The sequence below is a fragment of the Nocardia carnea genome (genome assembly GCF_029869215.1).
GTDB classification, from domain to species: Bacteria; Actinomycetota; Actinomycetes; order Mycobacteriales; family Mycobacteriaceae; genus Nocardia; species Nocardia carnea_B.
In genome coordinates, this window is the sequence record NZ_JARWPM010000354.1 from 1 (window position 1) to 17,598 (window position 17,598).

General features: G+C 71.5%; 4 protein-coding genes. All 4 read right to left on the reverse strand.

The genetic code is table 11. The features are described 5' to 3' along the window. Positions 1-3,586 (reverse strand): type I polyketide synthase (locus tag QH276_RS24770; protein ID WP_280406918.1); only part of this gene is annotated, 3,586 nt, incomplete at its 3' end. Next, complete coding sequence (locus QH276_RS24775; RefSeq protein ID WP_280398787.1) at positions 3,583-8,943, reverse strand: type I polyketide synthase; 5,361 nt, start codon at positions 8,941-8,943, stop codon at positions 3,583-3,585. The genes QH276_RS24775 and QH276_RS24770, both read right to left, overlap by 4 nt. Beyond that, positions 8,943-15,278, reverse strand: a complete 6,336-nt coding sequence (locus QH276_RS24780) for a type I polyketide synthase (protein WP_280398788.1) — start codon at positions 15,276-15,278, stop codon at positions 8,943-8,945. The genes QH276_RS24775 and QH276_RS24780 overlap by 1 nt, the downstream gene beginning before the upstream one ends. 37 nt (positions 15,279-15,315) lie before the next feature. Beyond that, positions 15,316-17,598: type I polyketide synthase (locus QH276_RS24785; protein ID WP_280406919.1), on the reverse strand; the 2,283-nt coding region annotated here is incomplete at its 5' end.

A 17,598-nucleotide genomic window follows, 5' to 3' on the forward strand; every position in this document is an offset into this window, starting at 1 on the left:
GGCCGCCTCGCGCGGGTCGGTGCCGGGCCACGACCCGACCCCCGTCGCCACTCCGGCCGGAATGGCCGCTGCGGTCATCGCGGCGCGCCCGCCGGGGGCCGACGCGAGGTGGCCGCGCTCGTCCCCCAGGCCCGCGCGGGGTTGTCCGCGGGGGCGCCCCGGCCGCGTCGGCGGCGACGACCGACACCGCGTCGTCGCCGGCCGGGGTCAACCGGACCCGGACGGTCGTGGCCGCGGTCGCGTGCAGCACCGTGTCCTGCCAGGCGAACGGCAAGGTCGTGGATTCGCCTCCGGTGGCGAGGAGCGCGGCGTGCAGAACGGCATCCAGTAACGCCGGATGTATGCCGAACCCATCCGGATCCGCCGTTCCCAGCGGGAGCGTGACCTCGGCGCAGATCTCGGATTCCGTCAGCCACAGGGCACGCACACCACGAAAGGCCGGCCCGTAGCCGTATCCTCGCTCGGCCAGCCGCTCATAGCCTCCGGTCACGTCCACGGCCGTGGCACCGGACGGCGGCCAGACGCCGAACTCCGTACCCGGGTCCGGTGTCCCGGCGGGCGACAGCGTGGCTTCGGCGTGCAGTGTCCACGCCGAGCGATCACGGGAACCCTCCGGCCGGGAATACACCGTGACAGCCCGTTCACCCTCGGCGTCGGCGCCGCCGACGGCGACCTGCACCGCCACCCCGCCCGTCTCGGGGATCGCCAGCGGAGCTCGAATCGTCATCTCGCGCACCAGCGCACAGCCGGATTCGTCGGCCGCTCGCAACACCAGTTCGGCGAATCCGGCGCCCGGGAGCAGCGCGTGGCCGAGCACTCGGTGATCGGCGAGCCAGGGGTGGGAGGCCAGCGACAACCGGCCGGTGAGCACGACCCCGCCGAAGGCCGGTGCGTCCACGACGGTGCCGATCAGCGGATGCCCGGACGAGGTGAGTCCGGCGCCGGTGACATCCCCGTCGGTGCCGGTGATCCAGTACCGCCTGCGCTCGAACGGATAGGACGGCAGGTCGATGCGGCGGGCTGCGGAACCAGCGAAATATTTCGGCCACGCCACGGGCACACCGGCTTCGTAGAGGCGGCCGAGCCCGGAGACCACTGCCGCCACCTCCTGGTCGCCGCGCAGCAGCGCCACGGCGCGGGCCGACGGCGTCGCACCGGAAATCATGGTGCTGACAGCGGTTCCCGGTCCGGCTTCCACGAAGCGTGCGCCGCCGTTCGCCACCGCGGTCGCGACCGCGGCGCCGAACCGGACCGGCAGCCGCAGATTCCGCCGCCAGTACCCCGGCGTACCGAAATCGTCACCGGCCGGCTCACCGGTGACCGTCGAGACGATCCGCGACGGCGCCGCGACGGTGATATCCGCGATGGCGGCGCCGAACTCGTCGAGAATCGGATCCATGGCCGCCGAGTGGAACGCGTGCGATACCGGCAGTGCCGACACCCGCCGCCCCCGCCGCGCCGCCGCCGCGGCCACCGTGTCCAAGGCTTCCGCCGGGCCGGACAACACGACGGCGGCGGGTCCGTTCACCGCGGCGATCTCTACCCCTTCCGGCAGCAACGGGATGAGCTCGGACTCGTCCGCGGCCACCGCGAGCATTCCGCCGCCGGCCGGGAGCGTCGCCATCAGGCGGGCGCGGGCCGCGACGACCCGGGCGGCGTCCTCGAGCGACAGCACACCGTCCACATGGGCTGCCACGATCTCGCCGACCGAATGGCCCAGAATCAGATCGGGCTCCACACCCCAGGACTCCAGCAGCCGGGTCAGCGCCACTTCGACCGCGAACAGTCCGCTCTGGGCGACCACCGTATCCGCCGCTGCCACCGCATCCTCACCCCAGAGCATCGGGAGGACCGCGACGGGTAGATATGCCGATACCGCGGCGAGAGCCTCGTCGAACGCCTCGCGGAACACCCCGAACGCCGAGTGCAGTGCGCGGCCCATCCCGAGCCGCTGCGAGCCCTGACCGGGGAAAGCGAACACCGTCCTGCCCGAGACCGCCTGCCGCACCGTCATATCCGGCAGCGCGGCAAGCAATGCGGCACGATCGGCGCCCACCACGACGCCGCGATATTCGAGCGCGGCGCGATCGGCGAGTGACACGGCGACATCGACGGCCGCGACCGCGGGATCCCCGCACACCACCTGGCGAATCCGCGCCGCCTGTGCGTGCACGGCCGCCGGGGTTTTCCCGGAGAACACCCAGGGCACGAGCGCCGGGCCGGGCCCGCTCCCGCCGGGTTCCGGCGCCGCCGGCGGCTCCTCGACGATCACATGCGCGTTTGTTCCGCTGATCCCGAACGACGAGACACCCGCCCGGCGCGGACCCGATCCGGCCGGCCACGCCCGCGCTTCGGTCAGCAGCCGGACCGTGCCCGCCGACCAGTCCACATGCGGGCTCGGGTCGTCGACGTGCAGGGTCGCCGGCAATACGCCGTGCCGCATGGCCATCGCCATCTTGAGCACGCCGGTGAGCCCCGCGGCCGCCTGGGTGTGCCCGATATTCGACTTCACCGAACCCAGCCACAGCGGGGTCGCTCGCTCCTGCCCGTAGGTCGCGACCAGTGCCCGCGCCTCGATCGGGTCGCCCAGGGTGGTGCCCGTACCGTGCCCTTCCACCGCGTCGATATCGGCCGCGGTGAGACCCGCGTTCGCCAGGGCGGCGCGGATCACCCGCTCTTGCGCCGGACCGTTCGGGGCCGTCAGCCCGTTGCTCGTCCCGTCCTGATTCACGGCGGACCCGCGGATCACCGCCAGTATCCGGTGGCCGTTGCGGCGAGCGTCGGACAGCCGCTCGGCGACGACGACGGCGGCGCCCTCCGACCAGCCGACGCCATCCGCCGCGGCGGCGAACGATTTGCACCGGCCGTCGGCCGACAATCCGCGCTGCCGGGTCATCTCGATGAACACCGCCGGCGTCGCCATCACGCTCACCCCGCCCACCAGCGCGAGCGCACACTCCCGGGCCCGCAGCGCCGCGGCCGCCTGATGCAACGCCACCAGTGACGAGGAACAGGCGGTATCGATGGTGAGCGCGGGCCCGGTCAGGCCGAGCGCGTAGGCGACCCGGCCCGACACCACCGATCCGAGTTGATTGCGGTTTCCGTAGTCGTGGTACATCACGCCGGCGAAGACTCCGGTATCGCTGCCCCGCACCGACAGCGGATCGATCCGCGCGTCTTCGAGTGCCTCCCAGGAGGTCTCCAGGAGCAGCCGCTGCTGCGGATCGATGGCGGCCGCCTCACGGGGGCTGATGCCGAAGAATCCCGCATCGAAATCACCCGCGTCGTAGAGGAACCCGCCCTCACGAACAGACGAGTGCCCGACCGCCGCCGGATCCGGATCGAACAGATCCGGATCCCACCCGCGATCGTCCGGAAACGCGCCGATCGCATCCCGTCCGGCGGACACCAGATCCCACAGGTCGTCGCGGGAGCGGACGCCCCCGGGCAAACGGCACGACGCACCGACCAGGGCAATGGGTTCGGTGGCCGCGGCGACCAGCCGCGCGTTGCGGTCTCGCAGCGTATCGAGTTCCAGCGCCGCCCGCCGCAGCGCCTCGACCACTCTGTCCTCGGACTGCGTCACGACGCACCATCCCGATCCGGCTCGCCCAGCAGCAGCCGGACGAGACTGTCGGAGTCCATATCGCGGATCCGGTCCGCGCTGTTCCCGCCCTCCGATTCGGCCGGGCCGGTACCCGCGGCGAGGTCGAGCAGGGGTTCGAGCAGACCCGCCCGCCGCAGCCGCTCGACCGGAATGGTTGCGAGGGTGGCCCGTATCCGTTCCTCGTCGGAGCCGGCCCCCTCGTCCGCGGCATCCGGGAACCGGGAGGCCAGATAGTCGACGATCGCCTCCGGCGTCGGATAGTCGAAGATGACGGTGGCGGGCAGATCGACCCCGGTCGCCGCCCGGATCCGGTTCCGGAACTCGATGGCGGCGAGCGAGTCGAAACCCAGCTCTTGGAACGGTCGATCCGGTGGTATCGCGTCCGCACCGGAATATCCCAGGACGGCGGCCGCGTATCCGCCGACCAGCTCCATGATCCGCATACGGCGCTTTCCGGGTGGGAAGGCGGCGAGATCGACGGGACGCGCCGGCGTGCCCGGCCGCTGCCGCGCGGGCGCGACCGCGGTGAGGATCGACGGGACCGGGCGCTCCGGCTCGACCGCGGCGAAGTTCAGCCGCACCGGCACCACGAGCGAGGCGGCGGACCGCACCGCCCAGTCGAATGCCGACAGCGCGGAGGTCACGGAGAGTTCACCGATTCCGCTGCGAGCGGTGCGGCGGCGGGCACTGTCGTCGAGACGGCCGGCCATACCTTCCGGACCGGCCCACGGCCCCCAGGCCAGCGAGATCGCCGGCAGTCCGCGCGCCCGGCGGTAGGCGGCGAGTGCGTCGAGATAGCTGTTCGCGGCGGCATAATTGCCCTGCCCGGGCGCACCGAGGACGCCCGCGGCCGAGGAGAACAGCGCGAACAGCGACAGATCCAGATCCCGGGTCGCCCGGTGCAGATGCCAGGCGCCGTCCACCTTCGGCGCCAGCACGCCCGCCAAGCGCTCCGGTGTCAGGGCGGTCGCCACGCCGTCGTCCAGCACGCCGGCGGCATGCACGACTCCCGCCAGCCGGCCGCGCGCCGTGATGGCTGCCACCAGATGGTCGACCGCGGCCCCGTCCGCGATATCGCAGGGTTCGAACCGCACGCGCGCGCCGGCGGCTTCCAGTTCGGCGCCCAGTGCCGCCGCACCGGGGGCCCGGTCACCGCTACGGCTGGTCAGGACCAGGTCGCGGACCCCGTGGGTGCTCACCAGATGCCGGGCCATGGTAGCGCCGAGGAGACCTGTCCCACCGGTGATCAGCACCGATCCGTCGAGAGCCGGCGGTTCGGCAGGTTCGGGACCACCGGCCGGAACCATCCGGACCAGCCGAGCCGTCCGGAACTCTCCGCTTCGTACCAGAAGATGTGGCTCCGCCGCGCCCGCGAGGCGAGCGACGAGGGCGTCATCGATGGCGGCGCCGGTATCGAGGTCGGCGAGAACGAACCGCCCGGGTTCCTCCTCCTGTACCGACCGGAGCAGTCCCCGCGCCGCGGCACCGGCGAGATCGGTGACCTCCGCACCGGGAGCCGCGACGGCGCCGCGCGTGACGGCGACGACCCGGGTCCGCGCATAGCGTCGATCACCGATCACGTCCTGTGCCACGCGCAGTGCCGCCGCGGTGGCCGCGCGCACCGCGCCCGGCTGGTCCGGTTCCGCCGCATCGGAGCCGAATTCGGCGACGACGACATCGGGGACGGCGCTGTCCGCCGTGATCTCCGGCCACCGCGCCCAGGCCACCGGCGGTGCGGGGCGCTCGGCCATCGGCTGCCATTCGATCGTGTGCAGAGTCCGCTCCGGCCCCGGATCGGTCGCCGTGGACGAGGCGGACCGCAGCACCAGCGAACGCGCGGAGAGCACCGGCAGACCGGTGCCGTCGACGATATCGACCCTGACCCGCTCCCGGCCCGCAATGCGCGCCCGCACCGCGGTCTTGCCGGACGACCGCGCGCTCAGTCCCTCCCAGACGAACGGGAGCAGCGGCGAGCCGGCGCCGGTCGCCGCCACAGCGTGCAGCACCGCGTCGAAGAGCGCCGGATGGAGGACGAACCGATCGGCACCGGCACCGTGCTCGCTCATCTCGGCCTCGGCGAACAGCTCCTCCCCCCGCGACCAGATCCGGCGCAACCCGCGGAACGCGGCGCCGTATTCGTACCCGGCGGCGGCCAATTGCTCGTACCAGCCCTCGGGTGCCAGTTCGACGGCATCCGCCGGCGGCCACGTATCGAGATCGGATGCCACCGGTCCGGGCGCGACCGCATCGAGAATGCCTTCCGCATGGCAAGTCCAGGTACGGCTGTCGCGAGTGGCGTGGACGGTGAACCGCCGCGCCCCCGTACCGTCGTCACCCGCCACCGCGACCTGGACCGTCACCGGATCGCGCTCGGGGAGGACCAGCGGCTCCCGCAACGTCATTTCCCGGACCGCGGCGCAATCGGCCGCGGCCGCGGCCGTCAAGGCCAGATCGGCGAATCCGGTTGCCGGAAACAACAACTGCCCGAGGACCCGGTGATCGGCCAGCCACGGCTGGCCGGCCACCGACAGCCGGCCGGTGCACCGGAATCCCCCGGTGTCCGGCTCCACGACGAGTCCGCTGAGGATCGGATGAGCCAGCGGCTCGAGGCCGGCATCCCCCCGGCCCACGAGGGAGGGCTGAAGCCAATACCGCCGGCGCTGAAAGGCATAGGCCGGCAGATCCAGGCGCCGGCCGCCGCACCCGTCGAGTACCCGCCGCCAATCCACTGATCCGCCCGTGACCCACAGCCGCCCCAGACCGGTGAGCAGCGATCGAACCTCCGGTTCCGAGGGTCGCAGCAGGGCCGTGACCGTGGTCTCCGGCGGCGTCGTCGGGTGGACCGTTTCCGCGATCATCGCCGACGCCGCCGTACCGGGGCCGATGTCGACGAATCGGACGCCCCCGGCAGCGACGGCCGCCGTCACAGCGTCGGCGAAGCGCACGGTCTCCCGGACCTGTCGCACCCAGTACCCCGGATCGGCGAACAGCGTCGATTCCCGCTGTCCCGTCACGGTGGACACCATGGACAGAACCGGCGGCCGCCACTCCAATTCCGCACAGACCGCGGCGAATTCGTCGAGCACAGGGTCCATCAGCACGGAATGGAAGGCATGCGAAACTCGCAGACGCCGGCATGGGCGGCCTTTCCAGCGGTGTTCCAGATCGGCGATCGCCGATTCCGGGCCCGAAACCACCACCGACTGCGGACCGTTCACCGCCGCCAGCGATACTCCCGGCGGAAGTTCCCCGACCGCATCGGCACTCAGACCTACCGCGAGCATCGCCCCACCGGCCGGGAGTCCCGCCATCAATCTGCCCCGGGCCCGCACGAGCCGGACCGCGTCCGCGAGCGACAACACGCCCGCGATATGCGCGGCGGCGATTTCCCCGACCGAGTGCCCGAGCACGATATCCGGTGCCGCGCCCCACGATTCGAGCAGGCGGAAGACTCCGACCGCCACCGCGAACAGGGCGAGCTGCGTGTTCTCCGTGGCGTCGAGGTCGGTTGCGGGATCGAACAACCATGCGGGGTCGCAGATTTCACGCACCGCGTCGGCGAACACGGGGAACGTCTCGTACAGTTGACTCCCCATGGCCCGGTATTGAGCACCCTGCCCGGGAAAGACGAACACGGTGTCGCCCGGCAGCTCGCCGACGGCCTCGAGGCGGGGCAGCTGAGCCAGCAGGCCGGCACGATCGTCCCCGACGGCGACGGCCCGGTATTCCAGAGCCGATCGGCCCGCCAGCGACACCGCCACATCATCCGGGGTCGCCTCCGGCCGGTCCGCAACCCAGGTGCGCAGTCTTTCCCGCTGCGCGGCAAACGCTTCCACCGACCGGGCCGACATCACCCACGGCACGATCCGAACAGCCGAATCATCCCGCCCGGCAGACCGCGGGACCTCGTCCGGCCGCACACCGGCAGACACGAAGCCGGACTGTTCCGTTCCGGAAGCGAGTTCAGCGGGCGCTTCTTCGAGGATCACATGGGCGTTCGTCCCACTGATCCCGAACGACGACACCCCCACCCGCCGCGGCACACCGGTGGAAGGCCACTGCTGGGGTTCGGTCAACAACGACACCCCACCCGACGACCACTCCACATGCGGACTCGGCACCTCCGCATGCAACGTCCGCGGCAGCACACCATGCCGCATCGCCTCCACCATCTTGATCACACCCGCCACCCCCGCCGCCGCTTGCGTGTGGCCCACATTCGACTTCACCGACCCCAGCCACAACGGCCGACCGGCCGGACGCTCCTTCCCATACGTCGACAGCAACGCCTGCGCCTCGATCGGATCACCCAACGTCGTCCCCGTCCCGTGACCCTCCACCGCATCGACGTCCGCCGCACCCAGCCCCGCACTCGCCAGCGCCGCCCGGATCACCCGCACCTGCGACGGACCGTTCGGCGCCGTCAAACCATTCGACGCACCGTCCTGATTCACCGCCGACCCCCGCACCACACCCAATACCCGACGCCCCGCCGCCCGCGCATCCGACAACCGCTCCAGCACCACCAACCCCGCACCCTCACCCCACCCCACACCATCGGCGCCCGCACCGAACGACTTGCACCGCCCATCCGGCGACAATCCCCGCTGCCGCGAGAACTCGGTGAACATGGTCGGCAGATGGTGCACGGTCACACCGCCGGCGAGCGCAAGATCGCATTCGCCCGACCGAAGTGCCCGGCACGCTTGATGAATCGCCACCAGCGAGGACGAACACGCCGTATCCACCGTCACCGCCGGACCCTCCAGCCCCAGCGCATACGCCACGCGCCCCGACACCACGCTCCCGAGCACCCCCGACAGCCGGTACCCCTCCAATTCATGGTCGTTGTACACGCCGTACATGCAGCCGCCGACGCCGGCGAACACCCCGGTGCCGGTGCCCCGCAACGACAACGGATCGATCCAGGAATCCTCGAGCGCCTCCCACGCCACCTCCAGCAGAATCCGCTGCTGCGGATCCATCGCCAACGCCTCCCGGGGTCCGATGCCGAAGAATCCGGCATCGAATTCGGCCGCGTCGTACAGGAACGACGCCTCGCGGGCGTACGTCTTGCGGGGCGCCTCGGGGTCGGGATCGAACAGGTCGGGATCCCAGCCGCGGTCGGTGGGAAACGCACCGGCCGCGTCCCGGCCCGCGGCCACGAAGTCCCAGAGTTCCCGGCGCGTCGCGATCCGGCCGGGGAACCGGCAGCCCGCCCCCACGATCGCCACCGGACCGTGCAGGTCGTCGTACTGCGCGAGCCGCCGCCGCGTGCTCTGCAGTTCCCGGGTCAGGCGTTTCAGGTACTCGAGGGTCTTCTCCTCACGATCCATTACGCAAGCTCCTCATCGATGAGCTGGAACATCTCGTCGATATCGGCTTGTTCGATCAATTCCTCGGAGGCGCCCGCACCGGCGGCGGCGCCCCCGGCGAGGTCCTGCAGGGCGCGGACCAATCGCGCCGAGGCCGCCTTGCGCACCTCGTCGTCCACCGGCCGCTCCCGTACCGCGGCCAACGTCCGGTCCAGCATCGCCAGCAGTTCGGCGGAGTCGTCGGCCCCCGGCGTGCCGAGCTCTTCGACGAGGTATCCGGCGATGGCCGACGGCGTCGGATGATCGAAGATGGTCGCGGCCGGGAGGTGCAGGCCGGTCGCGGCTTTGAGCCGATTCCGCAGTTCCATCGATGTCAGCGAATCGAAACCCTGGTCGCGGAAGTTCGCCTCCGCGGCGACCTGCTCCGGCCGGTTGTGGCCGAGCACGGTGGCGATCTCCCCGCGGACCAGGTCCAGGACGCGTTTGCGTTGCTGCTCGGCCGTGAGCCCCGCCAATTCCAGGGTCGTCCTCGCCACCGGCGCCGCCTCGGCGTCGGGGCGGCCACCGGCGAATTCACGCAGCAGGGGCGGCAGATCGGTCACCCGGGCCGCTTCCCGCAGCGCGGGCAGATCGAATTGCGCGGCGAGCACCGCCGCACCGGGCTGGGTGAGCGCGGCGTCGAACAGCGCGATCCCGGTGTCGGTGGACAACGGGCGCATACCGCTACGCCCGATCCGGGCGGTAGCGGCGGAATCCAGATCGCTCCCCATACCGGCCTCGGACGCCCACAGGCCCCAGTCGATCGATACCGCCGGCAACCCCGCCGACCGCCGGTGCGCGGCCAGGGCATCCAGAAACGCGTTCGCCGCCGCGTAGTTGGCCTGACCCGGTGCACCGAACACGCCCGCGACCGAGGAGAACAACACGAACCAGGCCAGATCGCGGTCCCTGGTCAGCTCGTGCAAGTGCCAGGCGCCGCCCGCCTTCGGCGCCAGCGCCGTGCGCAGTCGCTGCGGAGTCTGCGCGGCCAGCGCCCCGTCGTCGAGTACACCCGCGGCGTGGACGACACCGGTCAGCGGATGGTCGGGCGGAATCTCGGCCAGCATGCGCGCACAGTCCCCGCGATCGGCGATATCGGCGGCCACGACGCGCACCCGGGCGCCCAGCTCGGTCAGCTCATCGGCCAGTTCGCGCGCACCGGGAGCCGCGGCTCCCCGGCGACTCGCCAGTACCAGATGCCGCACCTGGTGCTCGGTCACCAGATGCCGGGCCAGCACCGCGCCCAATCCGCCGGTCCCGCCGGTGATGAGCACCGTACCGTCCGGATCGGGCGGGGCCGGCACCGTCAGCACCACCTTGCCGGTGTGGCGTGCCTGGCCGATGAACCGGAACGCCGCACGGACCTGACGCACATCCCACCCGGACACCGGCAGCGCCGGCAGGTCCCCCGACCCGAACAGGGCGGTGAGCTCATCCCACATGGTCGCGATACGATCGCGCGCCACATCGTTCAGATCGATCGCGCGATACCGCACCCCCGGGTAGGAGGCTCCCACCTCGTCGGGTACCCGGATATCGGTTTTGCCCAATTCGATGAACCAGCCACCGGCCGGCACCAGACGCAGCCCGGCGTCGACGAAATCACCGGCCATCGAGTCGAGGACCACATCCATGCCCGCGCCGCCCGTGGCGGTGCGGAACTGCTCCTCGAAGTCCAGGGTGCGGGAGTCGGCGAGGTGATCCGCAGCGACACCCATCGCCCGGACCGTCGCCCACTTCCCCCGGCTCGCCGTCGCGTAGACCTCCGCACCCAGATGCCGGGCCAGTGCTACCGCGGCCATACCCACCCCGCCGGACGCGGCGTGCACGAGCAGCCGCTGGCCGGCGCGCAAGCGCACGATGTCGACGAGCGCGAGCCAGGTCGTCAGATACACCGTCGGCACGGCGGCCGCCTCGGCGAACGACCAGCCCGCCGGGACCCGGGTGATCAGGCGGCGATCGGTCCAGACATTCGATCCACCACTCGGGGCGAACCCCATCACCGCGTCGCCCACGGCGATATCGGTCACCTCCGGACCGACCTCCAGCACCACACCGGCGATATCGGTGACCAGCCGCGGCACCTCGGGCGTCACGACGCCCAGCGACATCATCACGTCCCGGAAGTTCACGCTCATCGCCCGCACGCCGACCCGCACCGCGCCGGCCAGATTCTCGGTGACGGGCACCGTGTACGGCACCGCGCCGACTCCGTCGAGAAGACCGGGCTCCACGATCTTCAGCTCCCACGGACCGTCGGGCAGCGTCATTCCCTTGTCTGCCGCCGCCAGCCGGGGTACCCGGATTCCGCCCTCCGCGACGACGATCTCCGGCTCACCGAAGTTCGCGAGGACCTCGAGGTCCAGTTCTCGGATATCCCCGTCCACCAGCATGATTCGGCCGGGATCCTCCGACTGCGCGGTCCGCACCAGTCCTCGCACGGCAGCACCCACGAGCCCCTCGGTCACCAGCACCAGCCGTGTGTTCGCGCATCGGAGATCGGCGCAGAACAGCTGCACCAGCCGCAGCGCACCTGCCGGAACCGTATCGAGCGCTTCCGGGATGTCCCCTGCACCGCCGGCGAAACCCACCACCAGCAGGCCGGGCACCTCCGCATCCGGATCCTCCAGCAATGCGGTCGCGGCCGCCGGGTCCAGGACGCGGTGCGAATCCGCGCCGACGCGTTCGGCCGCCGCCGCCGGCCCGGGAACCCACCGGACCTGCCGCAGCAGCGACGACTCGCGGACGTCCCGGCGCCCGAGCTGCCGGGCCGTCACCGGGCGGGTCACCAATCGGCGCACCGAGATCACCGGCCGGCCCGACAGGTCGAATGCCAGCACACCGGCGGTGCCGTCCCCGTCGGGACGGATCCGGACGCGCAACCGGCGCGCACCGCCCGCCAGGAGAGTGGTCTCCTCCCACAGGAACGGCAGCAGGAGGTCATCGCCGACGGCGCCCACTGCCAGGAGTCCCGCGTGCACGACGGCGTCCAGCAGGGCCGGGTGGATGCCGAATCCGGGCGTATCGGCCGATTCCGGCAGTGCGACCTCGGCGAGCACCTCGTCACCGTGGCGCCAGCAGCGCTCCACACCGCGGAACGCCGGCCCATAGCCGTAGCCGCGATCGGCCAGTCTCGTGTACTCCGCCGTGACGTCCACGGCCACCGCATCGGCCGGCGGCCAGTCACCGGTCCCGGCCCCGGGAACCGGACGCTGCGCACCCACGGTCCCCTCGGCGTGCAGTACCCAGCCGGCGTCGGGGTAGTCGTTGTCACGCGAGTACACCGACACCGGCCGCTCACCCGTATCGGGGTCCTCGCCGCCCACCACCACCTGCACAGCGGTGCCACCGTTCTCGGACAGGATCAGCGGCGCCCGCAAGGTCAATTCACGCAGCACCGGACACCCGGTCTCGCTTCCCGCGTGCAGTACGAGCTCGACGAATCCCGTGGCGGGGAACAGGATTCGATCGAGGATGCGATGATCGGCCAGCCACGGCAGGCTCTGGACGGTCAACCGGCCCGGGAATACAGTGTCCCCGCCGGGCACCGCCAGCACCGCCCGCAGCACGGGATGCCGCGTGGGTTGCAGGCCGACGCTGCCGATATCGCCCACCTCCGTTCCCGTCGGCAGCCAATACCGTTGCCGGATGAACGCGGAAGTCGGCAGGTCCACCCGCACACCACCGGCGCCGGCGAAGTACCGCGGCCACCGCACCGCACCCCCGGCACTCCACAACCGCGCGACGCCGCTCACCAGAGACCGCGGCTCCGGAGTGTTGCGGCGCAGCAGCGGCACCGCCGTCGTCGTGTCCGAGTCGGCCGTTTCTGCGATCATCGCCGAGGCCGCCGCACCCGGTCCGAGTTCGACGAACCGGGAACCGCCCGCAGCGACCGCGGCGGCCACCCCGTCCGCGAACCGCACCGCGTGCCGGATATGCCGGACCCAATAGTCGACGGTTCCGAAGGATCCATCGGCGACCTGACCGGTGACATTGGACAGCAACGGAATTCGGGGCGCGGCGGGTGCGATGCCCGCGATCCCGGCCGCGAATTCGCCGAGCATCGGGTCCATCGACGCGGAGTGGAACGCATGCGAGACGCGGAGCCGTCGCGGCCGCCGATCCGCCCAGCGGCTCTCTATCTCCGCGACCCCGGCCGCCGGCCCCGCCACCACCACGGAGCCGGGTGTGTTCACCGCCGCGACCGAGACGCCCGCGGGCAACTCACCGAGCTCGTCTTCGCGCACCGGAATCGAGGCCATGGCGCCCCCGCCCGCCAGCTCGCCCATCAACCGGGCACGCACGCCCACCACCCGGGCCGCGTCCTCCAGCGACAGCGCGCCCGCCACGCAGGCCGCGGTGATCTCCCCGACGGAATGGCCCATCACCAGGTCCGGGCGTACCCCCCAGGATTCCAGGAGCCGCGCCAGGCCGATTCCGACAGCGAACAGCCCGCACTGCGCGACCACCGTCGCGGCGACCGCCTCGTCGTCCCCGCCCCACAGCACATCCCGGACCGCGACCTCCGGAACGTACGGGCCCACGGCCGTGAGGGCCGCGTCGAACCCCGCGGCGAATTCCTCGAAGGCGTCATAGAGTTCGCGGCCCATGGCCGGATACTGGGAGCCCTGCCCGGGAAACACGAACACCGTCTCCCCCGGCAGCCCGCGCACCCCGTCGACGTCGCTCAGCTGCCGCAACAGGTCCGCCCGACCATCCCCGACGACCACCACCCGCCAGTCCAGGGCCGCGCGCCCCGCCAGCGACACGCCCGTATCCACCGCGCGCACATCCGGCCGTTCGGCAACCCAGCCGCGCACCCGCCGCACCTGTTCGGCCAGCGCCTCCGGCGACCGGCCCGAAATCATCCACGGCATCACCGGCAGTTCCCGTAGCGGGCCGGGTTCCTCGCCGGCATCGGGTACCGGAGGTTCCTCGATGATCACGTGCGCATTCGTGCCGCTGATCCCGAACGACGACACGCCCGCGCGACGCGCGCGGCCCGGCACGGGCGCCCAGGGCTGTTCGGCAGTCAGCAGCCGAACCTGTCCCCCACCCCAATCCACCTGGGAGGTAGGGGAATCCACGTGGAGGGTGCGCGGCATCGTCCGGTTCCGCATCGATTCGACAACCTTGATGATGCCGACCACCCCGGCGGCGGACTGGGTGTGCCCGATATTCGATTTCACCGAACCCAGCCACAGGGGACGGCTCTCGTCACGGCCCTGTCCGTAGGTCGCCAGCAGCGCATGCGCCTCGATCGGATCACCGAGCCGGGTACCGGTGCCGTGCGCCTCGACCATATCCACGTCGCCCGGACCGAGCCCCGCGTTGGCCAGCGCGGCACGGATCACCCGTTCCTGCGCGGGACCGCTCGGCGCGGTCAAACCGTTCGACGCGCCGTCCTGGTTCACCGCCGACCCGCGCAGCACGCCCAGCACCCGGTGCCCGGCCGCGAGTGCGTCCGACAACCGTTCCAATACCAGCAGACCCGCACCCTCGCCCCAGGCCACACCGTCCGCGCACTCCGCGAACGCCTTGCACCGGCCGTCCGGGGACAGCGCGCCCTGACGGCTGAATTCCACGAACATGTGCTCGGGAGTGGACAGGACGGCAACCCCGCCGGCCAGCGCCATCGCGCAATCACCGGCCCGCAGCGCCTGACATGCCTGGTGGATCGTCACCAGCGACGACGAGCACGCCGTGTCGACGGTGATCGCGGGTCCCTGCAACCCCAACGTGTAAGCGATACGGCCGGACGCCACGCTGATGGTGTTTCCCACGGTGAGGTACCCCTCGACCTCGTCACGGCGTTCACTGCGCAGGGCGGTGAAACCGTAATCCTGATGCATGACCCCCGCGTAGACGCCGGTATCGGTGCCCCGCAGCGATGTCGGATCGATGCCCGCGTCCTCCAGCGCCTCCCAGGCCACCTCGAGCAGGAGGCGCTGCTGCGGATCCATCGCCAGCGCCTCCCGGGGGCCGATGCCGAAGAATCCCGGATCGAATTCGTCGACGCCCGAGAGGAATCCGCCCCGCCGCGTATACGACTTACGGAACGCTTCGGGGTCCGGATCGTACAAATCCACGTCCCAGCCACGGTCGGCCGGGAATTCACCGGTCACATCCCGGCCCTCGGCCACCAGATCCCACAACTGCTGCCGGGACGACACCCGGCCGGGGAATCGGCAGCCGGCGCCGACGATCGCCACCGGTTCGCGGGCGGCGTCCAGCAAATCCTGTTCCCGACGGCGCGACTTCCGCAACTCGGCCGTGACCCACCGCAGGTTGTCGACGAGCTGTTCGTTGGAGACCATTACCGTGCACTCCTGTTCCACGCCCCGGCCGGTGCGGTCATGATTTTCCGAATTCCTGTTCGATCATTTCCACGAGTTCCTCCGGACTCGCTGTCCGTAGATCGTCATCGCCGCCCGCGGCCGCGGCGGCCGCGCTCAATTCACGGCACGTTCTGGTGAGCCCCTCGAGCCGGGCGAGTACCTGCCGTACGGCCTCGTCACCGGGATCCATGGCACTCAGCCGCGATTCCAAGCGCTGCAGTTCCCCGAATACCGCCTCCGGCCCCGTGCCACGGACCTGCCGGTGCAGGTAGGCCGCCACGGCCGCGGGCGTCGGGTGATCGAACACCGCCGTAGCCGGCAGCCGCAATCCGGTCACGGCGCCGAGGCTGTTGCGGAGTTCGACCCCGGCCAGCGAGTCGAAGCCGAGATCGCGGAAGTTCGCTTCTGGATCGATGCGGTCCGGGCCGCGGTGGCCGAGCACCTCGGCGATCTGGGAACGTACCGTGTCCAGCAGCCGTTTCCGCTGCTGTTCCTCGGTCAGACCGGCGAGGTCCAGGGTGACGGCAGGTGCCGGTGCGGCGGTGGGTCGGATGCCGGCGAGGTCGGTGAGGATCGGCGCCAGTCTCCGGCCACGAGCGGCGGAGCGCAGTGCGGCGCGGTCGAAATCGGCGGCGACAACAGCGGATTCGGCCCCCATTACCGCGGCATCGAACAAGGCCAGCCCGGCAGTGGTGCTCAGGGGCCGTAATCCGCTGCGTCCGATCCGGGCAGTATCCGCGGTACCGAGAGTGCCCGCCATCCCGGATTCGGCCGCCCACAGGCCCCAGTCGATCGACACCGCCGGCAGGCCCCGGTCGCGCCGGAACGCCGCCAGCGAATCCAGAAACGCGTTCGCGGCGGCGTAATTCCCCTGGCCGGCGGTGCCGAGCACACCGGCGACCGACGAGAACAGGACGAACCAGGCCGGATTCCGGTCCCGGGTCAGCTCGTGGAGATACCAAGCACCCTTCACCTTGGGCTCCACCACATATCGCATACGGGCGGGATCCAGCCCGGACAGCACACCGTCATCGATAACACCCGCGGCGTGGACGACACCGGTGAGCGGGTGCTCCGCCGGGATACCGCGCAACAGTTCGTCGAGGGCGGCCCGGTCGGTGATATCGCAGGCGACGATATCGACTCGCGCGCCGAGACCGGTCAACTCGGTGTGCAACTCCGGCGCTCCCGGTGCCGCCCGACCGCGGCGAGTTGCCAGGACCAGCCGGCGCACACCGTGTTCGGTCACCAGATGCCGGGCCAGTACCGCGCCCAGTCCGCCGGTCCCGCCGGTGATCAGCACGGTCCCCTCCGGCCGGAGCGGCCCGCCGGATACCACCGAGCCGGAATCGGCGGTGTCCGCGCCGTCGGCTTCCGCCCGGTCCGGCGGCACGATCGGGCGCAGCCGTGGCACCGAGACCGCGCCGTGCCGGAGGATGATCTCGGGTTCGTCCCAGTCCACGAGGCCGGAGAGGGCGGCGCCGTCGATGTCTCCCTCGATGTCCACCAGCGTGATCCGTCCGGGCTCCTCGGCCTGTGCGGAACGCACGAGACCACGGACGGCGCCGCCGGCCAGCCCCCGCGTCAGCACCACCAGCCGCGTCCCGTCGAGTCGTCCGGTGCCGAGGAAACCCTGGAGCAGTTCCAGCGTCGCGTCCAGCATGCCGGCCACCGCGGTGGGAACACCGGATTCGTCTGCGGTGTCCGCGCATTCGACCACCAGCAGGTCCGGCGGGTCCGCGGGCTCGGTGATCGCGGCGAGGGCCCCGGCCACATCCAGTACCCGGACCGACCGGTCCCGAGCGGTCGCGGCCGCGGGCACCCGCACATGCCGCACCACCTCGAGCGCCGGTACCGAACCGGATGAGCCCGGGCCTCCGGTGCCGGGCGCCGGCGGCCGGGCGATCAGTCGTCGTACCGACACCACCGGGCGGCCCGCGGCGTCGAAGGCTTCGATCGTCACACCGCCCGCCGGACCGCTGGGCCCGCCGCGGACGCGCACATGCCGCGCGCCCGTCGCTCGCAGCCGGGTGCCCTCCCAGATGAAGGGCAGCAACACCTCGGTGTCCGCGCCACCGGTGGCCAGCACCCGGGCGTGCACCACGGCGTCGAACAGGGCCGGGTGAATGCCGAATCGATCGTCGTCCACCGAGTCGGCCAGCGTGACCTCGGCGAACCAGCGCTCCCCGCGGCGCCACACTCCCCCCCCCCCGCGGGAGGCGGGGCCGGACGCATAGCCCGGCTCGGGCAAATTGGCGGATAGGCCCGCCATATAGGTCTCCACCCCCGGCCGGGGCGG